The 11872-nt window shown below is 69.6% G+C and carries 12 protein-coding genes; 8 read left to right on the forward strand and 4 right to left on the reverse strand.

Annotated features, from left to right (window positions below; all coding sequences use genetic code 11):
- The 4 genes from leuS to ACLFOB_RS00020 all read left to right on the forward strand — a co-directional run.
- The coding region (gene leuS / locus ACLFOB_RS00005) for a leucine--tRNA ligase (protein WP_410924206.1) at positions 1 to 2376 on the forward strand (2376 nt) is incomplete at its 5' end.
- Positions 2363 to 2869 (forward strand): LPS assembly lipoprotein LptE, encoded by a 507-nt coding sequence (lptE, locus tag ACLFOB_RS00010; RefSeq protein WP_410916155.1) that lies wholly within the window; start codon positions 2363 to 2365, stop codon positions 2867 to 2869. The genes leuS and lptE, both read left to right, overlap by 14 nt.
- Positions 2866 to 3942: a DNA polymerase III subunit delta gene (holA, locus tag ACLFOB_RS00015; RefSeq protein WP_410924208.1), complete on the forward strand. Its 1077-nt coding sequence runs from the start codon at positions 2866 to 2868 to the stop codon at positions 3940 to 3942. The genes lptE and holA overlap by 4 nt, the downstream gene beginning before the upstream one ends.
- Positions 3943 to 3955: 13 nt before the next feature.
- The gene (locus ACLFOB_RS00020) at positions 3956 to 4552 is read left to right on the forward strand and encodes a glutathione S-transferase family protein (RefSeq protein WP_410924209.1); all 597 of its coding nucleotides are present in this window, start codon (positions 3956 to 3958) and stop codon (positions 4550 to 4552) included.
- An 87-nt stretch (positions 4553 to 4639) separates the two neighbouring features.
- Here ACLFOB_RS00020 and ACLFOB_RS00025 read toward each other — a convergent pair whose 3' ends face one another.
- The gene (locus ACLFOB_RS00025) at positions 4640 to 5812 is read right to left on the reverse strand and encodes a thiolase family protein (protein WP_410916152.1); all 1173 of its coding nucleotides are present in this window, start codon (positions 5810 to 5812) and stop codon (positions 4640 to 4642) included.
- Between the two features lie 97 nt (positions 5813 to 5909).
- Between ACLFOB_RS00025 and ACLFOB_RS00030 the strand changes: the two genes are divergently transcribed.
- From ACLFOB_RS00030 to ACLFOB_RS00040, 3 genes are all read left to right on the forward strand, one after another.
- Complete coding sequence (locus ACLFOB_RS00030; RefSeq protein ID WP_410916151.1) at positions 5910 to 6245, forward strand: STAS domain-containing protein; 336 nt, start codon at positions 5910 to 5912, stop codon at positions 6243 to 6245.
- 33 nt (positions 6246 to 6278) lie between these two features.
- Positions 6279 to 6779 carry an ATP-binding protein gene (locus ACLFOB_RS00035; RefSeq protein WP_410916150.1) on the forward strand — a complete coding sequence of 167 codons (501 nt, stop codon included), beginning with the start codon at positions 6279 to 6281 and terminating at the stop codon, positions 6777 to 6779.
- Between the two features lie 182 nt (positions 6780 to 6961).
- A complete protein-coding gene (locus ACLFOB_RS00040) occupies positions 6962 to 8536 on the forward strand; it encodes a gamma-glutamyltransferase family protein (RefSeq protein WP_410916149.1) in 1575 nt (524 codons plus the stop codon).
- 13 nt (positions 8537 to 8549) lie between these two features.
- Here the strand turns inward: ACLFOB_RS00040 and hspQ are convergent, their stop codons facing one another.
- Positions 8550 to 8876, reverse strand: coding sequence for a heat shock protein HspQ (gene hspQ / locus ACLFOB_RS00045; protein ID WP_410916148.1), 327 nt, complete (start codon positions 8874 to 8876; stop codon positions 8550 to 8552).
- A 230-nt stretch (positions 8877 to 9106) separates the two neighbouring features.
- Here hspQ and ACLFOB_RS00050 point away from each other — a divergent pair, with 230 nt between their 5' ends.
- Positions 9107 to 9691, forward strand: coding sequence for a lytic transglycosylase (locus tag ACLFOB_RS00050; protein ID WP_410916147.1), 585 nt, complete (start codon positions 9107 to 9109; stop codon positions 9689 to 9691).
- A gap of 7 nt (positions 9692 to 9698) precedes the next feature.
- Here ACLFOB_RS00050 and ACLFOB_RS00055 read toward each other — a convergent pair whose 3' ends face one another.
- On the reverse strand, positions 9699 to 10304 hold the full coding sequence (locus tag ACLFOB_RS00055; protein WP_410916146.1) for a LolA family protein: 606 nt from the start codon (positions 10302 to 10304) through the stop codon (positions 9699 to 9701).
- Between the two features lie 70 nt (positions 10305 to 10374).
- Positions 10375 to 11823: an FAD-linked oxidase C-terminal domain-containing protein gene (locus tag ACLFOB_RS00060; protein ID WP_410916145.1), complete on the reverse strand. Its 1449-nt coding sequence runs from the start codon at positions 11821 to 11823 to the stop codon at positions 10375 to 10377.
- Between the last annotated feature and the right edge of the window lie 49 nt (positions 11824 to 11872).

Here is an 11872-nt window from a genome sequence, read left to right on the forward strand (position 1 = left end):
CTGCACCCGATGGGCTGGGACGCCTTCGGGATGCCGGCCGAGAACGCGGCGATGGCGTCGGGCGGCCACCCGAAGGACTGGACCTACGGCAACATCGCGCAGATGCGCGACCAGATGAAGCCGCTTGGCCTCTCGATAGACTGGAGCCGGGAGTTCGCCACCTGCGACCCCGAGTATTACGGCCAGCAGCAGGCGCTGTTCCTCGACTTCCTCGAAAAGGGCCTCGTCTACCGCAAGGCCGCGGTCGTGAACTGGGACCCGGTGGACATGACCGTGCTCGCCAACGAGCAGGTGATCGACGGCAAGGGCTGGCGCTCGGGCGCGGCGGTCGAGCGGCGCGAGCTGGTGCAGTGGTTCTTCCGCATCTCGGACTATTCCGAGGAACTGCTCGACGCGCTCGACACGCTCGACGACTGGCCCGCCAAGGTGAAGACCATGCAGGCCAACTGGATCGGCAAGAGCCGCGGCCTGCAGTTCGCCTTCTCGCTGGTGGACGGGATCGAGGGGCACGACCGGGTCGAGGTCTACACCACCCGGCCCGACACGCTCCTTGGCGCGAGCTTCGTCGCCGTCTCGCCCGACCATCCGCTGGCAAGGGCGCTGGAGCGGCACGACGAGGGCATCGCCGCCTTCAACGCCGAGTGCCGGCGCATGGGCACCTCCGAGGAAGAGCTGGAGACGGCAGAAAAGCGCGGCTACGACACCGGGCTGCGCGCCCGCCATCCCTTCGACACCAGCTGGGAACTGCCGGTCTGGATCGCCAACTTCATCCTGATGGACTACGGCACCGGCGCGATCTTCGGCTGTCCGGCGCACGACCAGCGCGACCTCGATTTCGCGCGCAAGTACGACCTGCCGGTGATCTCCACCTTCGCGCCGGTCGAGGACGACGGCCAGCCGCTGGCCGAGGACGGCGGGCCGGCCTTCGTGCCGCCCAAGTCCGAGCGTGTCATCTACATCCGCGGCTTCGCGGGCGAGACCGAGCAGACGGGGGAAGAGGCGGTGGAGGCCGCCATCGACTTCTGCGAGGCGAACGGGGTGGGGCAGGGCGTGACCAAGTACCGCCTGCGCGACTGGGGCCTCTCGCGGCAGCGCTACTGGGGCTGCCCGATCCCGGTGGTGCACTGCGACGACTGCGGCGTGGTGCCGGAAAAGAAGGAAAACCTGCCCGTCCTGCTGCCCTACGACGAGGACGGCGCGCCGATCGACTTCTCGGTACCCGGCAACCCGCTCGACCGGCACCCGAGCTGGACGCAGACCACCTGCCCCGCCTGCGGCAAGCCCGCCCGGCGCGAAACCGACACCATGGACACCTTCGTGGACAGCTCATGGTATTACGCGCGCTTCACGGCGCCCCACGCCGATACGCCGACGGACCCCGAGGAAGCCGCTTACTGGATGAACGTCGATCAGTATATCGGCGGCATCGAGCACGCGATCCTGCATCTGCTCTATTCGCGGTTCTTCGCCCGCGCGATGCACATCTGCGGCCACCTGCCCGAGAAGTCGAAGGAGCCCTTCGATGCGCTCTTCACGCAAGGCATGGTGACTCACGCGATCTACCAGACCACGGACGCGCAGGGGCGGCCGGTCTACCACTTCCCCGAAGACGTCGAGAGCCGCGACGGCCAGCACGTCCTGACGGCCACCGGCGAGGCGGTGGAGGTCGTCCCCTCCGCCAAGATGTCCAAGTCCAAGAAGAACGTCGTCGATCCGGACACGATCATCCGGCAGTATGGCGCCGACACCGTGCGCTGGTTCGTCCTTTCCGACAGCCCGCCGGAGCGCGACGTGGAATGGACCGCCGCCGGCGCCGAGGCCGCCAACCGTCACCTGGCCCGCGTGCACCGCATCGTCGCCGAGATCGCGGAGATGCCGGCCGAGGCGGGCGCGCAAGCGGCCGACGAGGCGCTGCTGCGCGAGATGCACAAGACCATCCACGAGGTCACCGGCGGCGTGGAAAGCTTCGGCTTCAACGCCGCCATCGCGCGGCTCTACGCCTTCACCACCACGCTGCAGAAATCGCAGGCCGGTGGTGCGGCGAAGCGTCAGGCCGCCGCCGCACTCGCGCAACTCATGTCGCCGATGACGCCGCATCTGTCCGAGGAACTCTGGTCCCTTCTGGGCCAGGAGGGGTTGATCCTCGACGCCCCATGGCCTGTCGTGGACGAGGCCATGCTGGTCGAGGAGCAGGTGACCCTCCCCATCCAGATCAACGGCAAGCGCCGGGGCGAGATCACCGTGCCGCGCGACCTGAGCAAGGAAGAGGTTGAAAAGGCCGCGCTCGAAAGCGACCCTGTGGTGCGCGCCCTTGAGGGAGGCGTGCCGAAAAAGGTGATCGTCGTGCCCGGCCGGATCGTGAATGTGGTGCTCTGACCGCCGCCGCCTGCTGATCCTCGGCGCCGCCGGGCTGCTGGCGGGCTGCGGCTTCGCGCCGGTCCATGGCCCGGGCGGTGCGGCCCGCGCACTCGCGGGGCAGGTGGCCATGCCGGTGCCGCGGACGCGGGCGGACTACCTTTTCGTCCGGCGGCTGGAAGAGCGCCTTGGCCCGGCCTCGGCGCCACGCTACCGGCTGGAAGCACCGCTCGAGATCACGCGCGACTCGCTCGGGACAACCGCCGACGGGCTCACGACCCGTTACCAGTACCTGGGCCAAAGCGCCTGGCGGCTTCTGCCCGCAGAGGCCGGCCCGGAGGCCCCCGCGCTGGCGCAGGGGCGTGTCGAGGGTTTCACGGGCTATTCCTCCACCGGCTCCACCCTCGCCACGCGGGCGGCCGAGCGCGATGCCGAGGCGCGGCTCGCGACCATCCTGGCCGACAGGATCGTCGACCGACTGCTGCTCGCAGCGCCGGGGCTTCGGGCCGCATGAAGCTCTCCGCGCGCGAGGTTGCCCGCTACTGCGCCCGCCCCGACCCCGGGGCCGCGGGTCTGCTGCTCTTCGGCGGCGACCCGATGCGGGTGGCGCACCGCCGGCAGCAGGCGGTCCTGGCGATCGTCGGACCCGAGGGTGAGGCCGAGATGCGTCTGAGCCGACTTGCGGGCGCCGACCTGCGCCGCGACCCCGCGGCCCTGCTCGACGCGGTCAAGGCGCAGGGCTTCTTCCCCGGCCCGCGTGTCGCGCTGGTGGAGGACGCAGGCGACGCGCAGGCCGACGCCATCGCCTCCGCCCTTGGGGACTGGAAGCCGGGCGATGCGCAGATCGTGGTCACGGCGGGCGCGCTCAAGCCCGCCTCGAAACTGCGCAAGCTGTTCGAGGGGCACCGCAGCGCGCGTGCCGCCGCGATCTACGACGATCCGCCGGGGCGGGACGAAATTCAGGCCGAGCTGGTGCGCGCCGGTCTCTCCGGCGCCGAAGGCGAGGCACTAGACGCGCTTTTTGCCCTTGGCCGCACGCTGGAGCCCGGCGATTTCCGCCAGACGCTTGAAAAACTCGCGCTCTACAAGCTGGACGATTCCGCGCCGCTCGACGCCGCCGATGTCGCGCGCCTGGCGCCTGTTTCGACCGAGGCGGAGGCCGATGCGGTGATCGACGCCGCGGCAGAGGGCCGGGCGGGCGCGATCGGCCCGCTGATCCAGCGCCTTTCCGCGCAGGGCGTCACGCCCGTGCGCCTGTCGATCGCTGCCGGGCGACATTTCCGCGCGCTCTACCGTGCGGCCTCGGATCCCGGCGGGCCGGGGCAGGGGATTGCCCGCCTCCGTCCGCCGGTTTGGGGGCCGCGGCGCGACCGGATGGAGAAGCAGGCGCGCGGCTGGGGGGCGGAGCGATTGCAGGCCGCGCTGGAACTTCTGGCGGAAACCGACCGCGCGCTGCGCTCGGCGAACCAGACCGCGCCGCAGATGGCGGTTATGGAACGCACGCTGCTGCGCCTCGCCAGCCTCGGCGCCCGGCGCCAGGGCGCTGGACATTCGCCCACGCCTGCCGTTGCATCGGCGCGACCGTAGGGGAGGAGACGCCATGTACACCGTGATCGGCAACCTCAAGAGCCGCGCCTTCCGCGTGATCTGGATGCTCGAGGAACTGGAGGAGCCCTATGAGCTGCGCCCCGAGCCGCCGCGCTCCGACGCGGTGCGGGCGCTCAACGTCTCCGGCAAGATCCCCCTGCTGCTGGAAGCCGACGCGGTGCTGAGCGATTCGACCGCGATCATGACCTATCTCGCCGACAAGCACGGGCGCCTCACCCATCCCGCCGGCACCCTGCCGCGCGCGCGCCAGGACGCGATGACCTTCCGCATCCTCGACGAGATCGAGAATGCGCTCTGGACCGCCGCGCGGCACAGCTTCGTCCTGCCCGAGGAGCGGCGCGTGCCGCAGGTCAAGGACAGCCTGAAATGGGAATACGCGCACAGCATCGCCTCGCTCATGGACGACCTGTCCGGCGACTACCTCGCCGGCGCGGAGCCCACCGTGCCGGATCTCCTGCTTGCGCATTGCGGCGGCTGGGCCAGAGCGGCGGGGTTCCCGGCGGAGGAGCCGCGCTTTGCCGACTACCTGGAACGCATGCGGGCGCGCCCGGCGTTTCGCCGGGTCGTCGAGATGGCAAAGGCCGCCTGACCGGCGGAGAAAATTCTTCGTCCGAAGAATTTTCGGCAGCCTCCGAGACACCGAGGCGATTTTTCGATCGAAAAATCGCCGCTTTCCTCACATCCGTTCGATCGCGATCGCCGTCCCCTCGCCGCCGCCGATGCAGATCGCGGCGACCCCGCGCTTCAGCCCTCGCACCTCGAGCGCGTTGAGCAGGGTCACCACGATGCGCGCCCCCGAAGCGCCGATCGGATGCCCCAGCGCGCAGGCCCCGCCGTTCACGTTCACGATGTCGCGCGGCAGCCCCATCTCGCGCATGAAGGCCATGGGCACGACCGCGAAGGCCTCGTTCACTTCCCACAGGTCCACGTCGCCCACGCGCCAGCCGAGGCGCTGCAGCAGTTTCTGCGCAGCGGGCACCGGTGCCGTGGTGAACCAGCCCGGGGCCTGTGCATGGCTCGCGTGGCCGAGGATGCGGGCGCGCGGCGTGACGCCGGCGGCCTCCGCGTGCCCGCGCTCGGCCAGCACCAGCGCCGCCGCGCCGTCCGAGATCGACGAGGCGTTGGCCGCCGTGACCGTGCCGCCCTCACGGAACGCGGGCTTCAGCTGCGGGATCTTGTCGGGCCGCGCCTGGCCCGGCTGCTCGTCGACCTCGACCACCGTCTCGCCCCTGCGGCCCCTGACCGTCACCGGCGTGATCTCGCGCGCGAAGGCGCCGCTTTCCTGCGCTTTCAGCGCCCCTTCGAGCGAGTCCAGCGCGTAGTCGTCCTGCGCCTCGCGCGTGAACTGGTAGTGTTGAGCGCAATCCTCGGCGAAGGTGCCCATCAGGCGCCCCTTGTCGTAGGCGTCCTCCAGCCCGTCGAGGAACATGTGATCCACCGCCGCCTGGTGCCCGATCCGCGCGCCGCCGCGCATCGCGGGCAAAAGGTAGGGCGCGCGCGACATGCTCTCCATGCCGCCCGCGACGATCACCTGCGCCTGACCCAGAGCGATCACATCGTGGGCGACCATCGCGGCCTTCATGCCGGATCCGCACATCTTGTTGAGCGTGGTGGCCGGCACCTCCTCGCCCAGCCCGGCGGCAAAGCCGGCCTGCCGCGCAGGCGCCTGGCCCTGGCCCGCGGGCAGCACGCAGCCCATCACCACCTCGTCCACCGTGGGGCGACCGGCCTGGTGAAGCGCGGCGGCGATCGCCGTGCCGCCAAGCTCCGCCGCGGGCACGCCGGCGAGCGCCCCCTGCAACCCGCCCATCGGGGTGCGGGCCGCGCCCGCGATCACGACTTCGGCCATCCCGGGCCCTCCTATCGGTCCTGCGCATGCATACCGGATCGTAAGGATTGAGGTCCAGAGTGCCTGCGTGAGCAAGGACGCAGCAAGGAAAGCCGACATGAAGCTTGAAGGCCGCGACAGCGGGGATATCCGCATCGTCACCGTGCTGGAGGACAGGATCGACGCCGCCGTCGCGATCCGGTTCAAGGACCTCATGCGCGAACAGAACGCCGGCGAACCTGAACGAATCGTGCTGGACCTCAGCCGTGTCGGCTTCATCGATTCGAGCGGGCTTGGTGCCGTTGTGGCCTCGATGAAGCACATGGAAGGGCGGCGGCTGGAACTGGCCGGACTGACCCCCGCCGTGGACAAGGTGTTCCGCCTGACCCGGATCGACAGCATCTTCGCCATTCACGATCGTGTCGAGGATGCGCTCGAGACCCGCGCCGGGTGACATCTGGCGCGTCAGGGAGGTGTCGCCAAACCCATGCCCCGCCTGCGCCACGAGCCGCTGATCGCCCTCTCCTGCCGCGGGCGGCAGTCCGAGATCCGCCCGGCGCTCGAGGCCGTGCGCGCGGCTGTCGCATCGCATCTGGCCAGCTGCGAGGCGGGGATGCTGGATTCCGTCGAAATCGCGCTCGCGGAGGTTCTCAACAACATCGTTGAGCACGCCGCACCCTCTGACACGCGCGGGGCAATTCGCATTTCCGCATGTGGCCTGATGCACGCCCTGGCCGTCTGCATCAGCGACGACGGGCGTCCGATGCCCGGCCTGTGCCTGCCGGCGGGCGCCCTGCGCGATCTGTCCGTCCCGCTGGGCGACCTGCCAGAGGGGGGCTTCGGCTGGGGGCTTGTGCGGGCGCTGAGCTCGGGGCTGCGCTACCGCCGCCGGCTCGGGCGGAACGAACTCGCGATGTGCTTCCTCTGCCTTTCGGGCGAGGGGCGCGGCATCCCGGCTGCCGGCGCCGCCCCGAAATCGCCCAATTGAGTCCCAAGGCCGGCCAGATTGCAGGGGCATACACGAACCTGTAGCTGCATAGGCTTCCCTCGGTGTCGCGTCGTTGATAGCCCCCACCCAGTGCGCGGCACCGAGGTCTTTCCCAGGCTCATCCGACCGATTGCGCCCCCCCGTTGTCCGGACTACGAAAGGGTGACCCAGGGGAGGATGCGATGCGCGATTTCCAGATTCCGGGGCGTTCGCCCGTCCTGGCCACCGAGGGGATGTGCGCCACCTCGCATCCGCTGGCCGCGCTCACCGCCATCGACATCCTGCGCCGTGGCGGCACCGCGATGGATGCCGCCATCGCCGGTGCCGTGATGCTGGGCCTGTGCGAGCCGCAGATGACAGGCATCGGCGGCGATGCCTTCGTGCTCTGGACCCGCGGTGCCGGCGACGAGGTGCGTGCGCTCAACGGATCGGGCCGGGCGCCGGCGGGCGCAGACCCGCAGGCACTGCGCGACCGGGGCCTTTCCGCCGTTCCGGTGGACGGGGCAGAGGCCGTCACGCTTCCGGGCGCCATCGACGCCTTCTGCCGGCTGGCCGACACCGAGGGGCGGCTGGGGATCGACGCGCTGCTCGCGCCCGCGATCGAGGCGGCGGAGCGCGGCGTGCCGGTCGCGCCGCGGGTGGCCTTCGACTGGGCGACCGATGCCGACCGTCTGAGCGGCGCGGCGCGACGGCACTACCTTTTCGACGGCCGGGCACCGGCGCCGGGCACGCTTTTCCGCGCGCCCGGACAGGCCGAGGTTCTGCGCGGTGTCGCCCGCGACGGCGCCCGCGCCTTCTACGAGGGCGCGGTGGCCGAGGACATGCTGGCCGCGCTGACCGCGCGCGGCGGCGTGCATACCGCAGAGGATTTCGCCGCGGTCGAGGCCACGGGGGCGCAGCCCATCGCGGGCGACTACCGCGGCCGCGAACTGATCGAGCATCCGCCGAACGGGCAGGGCGCGGCCGCGATCCTTCTGGCGCAGATCCTGGCCGAATTCGACCTTGCCGCGCTCGACCCGCTGGGGCCCGAGCGCGCGCATCTTGAAGCCGAGGCCTGGAAGCTGGCCGAGGATGCGCGCAACCGTTTCATCGGTGATCCTGAAGCGGCGCAGGCCGAGCGGCTGACCGACCCGGAGACCGCGCGCCGGCTTGCCGCGCTGATTCGGCCCGACGCAGTGCTGCCCGATCCCGCCCCGCTGGCCGAGGCGATCCATCGCGACACGGTCTACATCACGGTGGTGGACCGTGACCGCAGCGCCGTCTCGCTGATCTACTCGATCTTCCACGGCTTCGGGTCGGGCATCGCCTCCGACAGGTTCGGCATCCTGCTGCACAACCGAGGCGCGGGGTTCACCCTGACGCCGGGCCATCCCAACGAATACGGTGCCCGCAAGCGCCCGCTTCACACCATCATCCCGGCGATGCTGCGCGAGGGCGGGCGCGTGACCATGCCCTTCGGGGTGATGGGCGGCGCCTATCAGCCCACGGGCCATGCGCGGGTGCTCTCGAACCTGGCCGACTACGGCATGGACCCGCAGGCCGCCATAGATGCACCGCGCGCCTTCGCGGACGGCGGCGTTCTGAAGCTGGAGCGGGGATATCCCGACGCCTCGCGCCAGGCGCTGGCCGCGCTGGGCCATACTGTCGTGACGCCCGAGCGCCCGGTGGGCGGCGGTCAGGCGATCCTGATCCGGAACGACGGTGTGCTGGAGGGGGCGTCAGATCCGCGCAAGGACGGTTGCGCGCTGGGCTACTGAGACCCGTCGCGACTCAGTTGAGCTGCACGTACAGAGGGTAATGCCCGTCCTCGAACGGGCCGAAGAACTCGGGGATGTCGGGATGATCCACCGGCTCGCCGGAGTAGTCGGCGATCAGGTTCTGTTCCGAGACATAGGCGACGTAGAAGCTTTGCTCGTTCTCCGCCAGAAGGTGATAGAACGGCTGTTCCTTCGCCGGGCGGCTGTCCTCGGGGATGGCCTGATACCACTCCTCGGTGTTGCTGAACTGCGGATCGACGTCGAAGATCACGCCGCGGAACGGGTGCTTGCGATGCCGCACCACCTGTCCCAGAGAGTATTTCGCACGAGTCATTTGCATCTCTTTTGCCCCAGTGACCCTTCTAGCGCCGCACACGGGGCGATGTCCATGCGTGCAGCCGGACGGCACGGGAAACACTGTGTGAAGACCGAACCGACAGTCGTGCGCACCGGTTCCGGCGCGCGGAAAAACGTGAATTCCCACCGGAGCCTCGATGCGCTACAATGATCGGAAATTTCCGGCATCACGATCGGGAAACACAAGACACGTTCGAGCCGAACGAGAGGCAGATGAGCAGACTCCTGATCGCGCTCCTGGCGGCGCTCTTCGTCGGGTCCTGCGGCGGCGGTGGAAACTACTCGGCGCCGCGAAACCTTGACGATGCCTGCGCGATCGCCGGCGAGCGGCCGCATTATTACCGTGCCTTCCGCGCCGCCGAGCGGCGCTGGGGCGTGCCGGTGCACGTCCAGATGGCGGCGATGCACCAGGAAAGCAAGTTCATCGGCGACGCGCGGACACCCTTCCGCTACGTTCTGGGCGTCCTGCCGATGGGGCGCCAAAGCTCTGCCTTCGGTTATTCTCAGGCGCTGGACGGGACCTGGGAAGAGTATCAGAAAGCCACGGGCAAGCGGCGCGCGCGACGGGATGACATCCGCGACGCCACCGATTTCATGGGCTGGTACATGACATTGTCGCGCGAGCGGAACGGCATTCCCCTGTCGGACGCGCGCAACCAGTATCTGGCCTATCACGAGGGTCACGCCGGGTTTGCGCGCGGCAGCTACAACGCGAAGTCCTGGCTTCTGCGCGTGGCCGACCAGGTGGACGACCGATCGCGCCTCTACCAGGCGCAGCTCGCCACCTGCCGCCGCTGAGGCGCGTTCAGCGGCCGCCCTCGCGCTGGGTGTTGATCTGGATGTTGAACAGGCTGTCGGGCAGCCGCCCGCCCACGCTCACATCGCCCAGCACAACGGTGGTCGAATTGCCCTGATCGTCGTTCACCCGCCATTGCCGCAATTCGATGGGCGGGCCGGTGAAGACAAGCTGGATGTCACCGTATTCCGGGTGCTCGGGATCCTGCGCTGTCACCACGGTCGAGTTGCCGTCAAGCGCATGTCCGGTCACCATGCGCTCGCGCGTCAGGTCCACGTTCTCCGCAAGGATGATCTTCAGCGGCGTGCGGTCCAGCGGATAGGTCTCCGGCCCCGCGTTGCCCTTGGGATCGAAGATCGCCACCGCACCGCCCGAGGCCAGCACCAGCGTCTCTTCCGGCGGGTCGTATTCGAAACGCACCTTTCCGGGTCGGCTGATGTAGATCGTGCCGGTCTGGATCGTGTCGTCGGCGTTGATCTGGGTGAATTCGCCCTCGACCGTGCGAAGCTGGTTCAGATAGGCCGAAATCTCCGGAAGCGACAGCTTGTCCGCTGCCGCCGGGCCGGCTGCGGTCAGCGCGAAGGCCGCCGCGATAAGGGTGCGCGTCATCGTCATGCCGGCAATCTAGGCGTTCCCATGTCCGGGCGCATCACCCCCGCGCTCACTTTGCCGCGACGGGCACGCGTCATTGGGCGGCAATCTGCGCAGCGCGCCGGCCGGCCGAGACCTCCAGCGGAAAGACCTTGGCAGGATTGAGCAGCCAGGCCGGGTCGAAGACGTCCTTGACCCGCATCTGCGCCTCCAGGTCGGCGGGCTGGAACTGATGCCCCATCAGGTCGCGCTTTTCCACCCCCACCCCATGCTCGCCGGTCAGGCAGCCGCCCGCCTCGACGCAGAGCTTCAGGATCTCGGCGCCCAGCGCCTCGGCGGTTTCCAGGTCGCCGGGCTTGTTGGCGTCGAACAGGATCAGCGGATGCATGTTGCCGTCGCCCGCGTGAAAGACGTTGGCGACGCGCAGGCCGAAGTCGTCCGACAGGTCGGCAATCCGGCCCAGCACGCGCGGCAGTTCCGACACGGGGATCGTCCCGTCCAGGCAGATGTAGTCGCCCATCTGGCCCATCGCGCCGAAGGCGGACTTGCGGCCCTTCCAGATGCGGGCGGCCTCGTCCTCGTCGGCGGCCTCGCGCAAGTCGACCGGATCGTGGCGGCGCGCGATCTGCTTGATGAGGCCCAGCTGGTGGTCGATCTCGGCCTCCGCGCCTTCGACCTCGACGATCAGCAGCGCCTCGCAGTCGGGATAGCCCGCATGGGCGAAGGCCTCGGTCGCCTCGATGCAGGGGCGGTCCATGAACTCGATCGCCACGGGCAGCACGCCCGCGCGGATGATGTCGCTGACGCAGGCGCCCGCGACCTCCGAGGAGTCGAAGCCCATAAGCACCGGGCGCGCGCCCTCTGGCTTGGGCAGGATGCGCAGCGTGGCCTCGGTCACCACGCCCAGCTGCCCTTCGGAGCCGCAGAACAGGCCCAGAAGGTCGAGCCCGCCGGCATCCATGTGCGCCCCGCCCAGCTCGATCACCGTGCCATCCATCAGCACCACGGTCGCGCCCAGCAGGTTGTTCGTCGTCACCCCGTATTTCAGGCAGTGCGCGCCGCCCGAGTTCATCGCGATGTTGCCCGCGATCGCGCAGGCCAGCTGGCTCGACGGGTCGGGCGCGTAGAAGAAGCCGTCCTCTTCTACCGCGCCGGTGACGGAGAGGTTGGTCCGCCCGCTCTGCACCCGGATGACGCGGTCGGCGTAGCTGACTTCCAGAACGTCGGTCATCCGCGAGACGCCCAGCAGCACGCAGTCGGCGGTGGGCAAAGCACCGCCGGCAAGGCTGGTGCCCGAGCCGCGCGGCACCACCGGCACGCCCATGCGATGACAGAGCGCCAGCACCGCGCTCACCTCCTCGGTCGAGCCCGGCAGCACGACGGCCAGCGGCGGGCAGCGGTAGGCGGTCAGCGCGTCGCATTCGTAGGCGCGCGTCTCGGCCGCGTCGTGGATCACGGCGCGTTCCGGCAGGATCTCGCGCAGTCGGGCGACAAGCTCGTCCTTGCGTGCGAGCGTCGCGGGATCGGGGATGGGCATGTCCATGGATGCATCCTCCTCTCCCGAAAGGAGTAGGGGCGCGATGGCCCTCTGA

Source organism: Rhodosalinus sp. (assembly GCF_046542825.1).
Classification (GTDB): Bacteria; Pseudomonadota; Alphaproteobacteria; order Rhodobacterales; family Rhodobacteraceae; genus Rhodosalinus.

Bases quoted from the DNA above. Each gene is read 5' to 3' on its own strand.
- ACLFOB_RS00050 (WP_410916147.1), top strand. From the start codon at position 9,107: ATGAGCAGACTCCTGATCGCGCTCCTGGCGGCGCTCTTCGTCGGGTCC.
- hspQ (WP_410916148.1), bottom strand. From the start codon at position 8,876: ATGCAAATGACTCGTGCGAAATACTCTCTGGGACAGGTGGTGCGGCAT.
- ACLFOB_RS00060 (WP_410916145.1), bottom strand. From the start codon at position 11,823: ATGGACATGCCCATCCCCGATCCCGCGACGCTCGCACGCAAGGACGAG.
- ACLFOB_RS00035 (WP_410916150.1), top strand. From the start codon at position 6,279: ATGCCCCGCCTGCGCCACGAGCCGCTGATCGCCCTCTCCTGCCGCGGG.
- lptE (WP_410916155.1), top strand. From the start codon at position 2,363: ATGTGGTGCTCTGACCGCCGCCGCCTGCTGATCCTCGGCGCCGCCGGG.
- ACLFOB_RS00040 (WP_410916149.1), top strand. From the start codon at position 6,962: ATGCGCGATTTCCAGATTCCGGGGCGTTCGCCCGTCCTGGCCACCGAG.
- ACLFOB_RS00020 (WP_410924209.1), top strand. From the start codon at position 3,956: ATGTACACCGTGATCGGCAACCTCAAGAGCCGCGCCTTCCGCGTGATC.
- holA (WP_410924208.1), top strand. From the start codon at position 2,866: ATGAAGCTCTCCGCGCGCGAGGTTGCCCGCTACTGCGCCCGCCCCGAC.
- ACLFOB_RS00025 (WP_410916152.1), bottom strand. From the start codon at position 5,812: ATGGCCGAAGTCGTGATCGCGGGCGCGGCCCGCACCCCGATGGGCGGG.
- ACLFOB_RS00030 (WP_410916151.1), top strand. From the start codon at position 5,910: ATGAAGCTTGAAGGCCGCGACAGCGGGGATATCCGCATCGTCACCGTG.
- ACLFOB_RS00055 (WP_410916146.1), bottom strand. From the start codon at position 10,304: ATGACGATGACGCGCACCCTTATCGCGGCGGCCTTCGCGCTGACCGCA.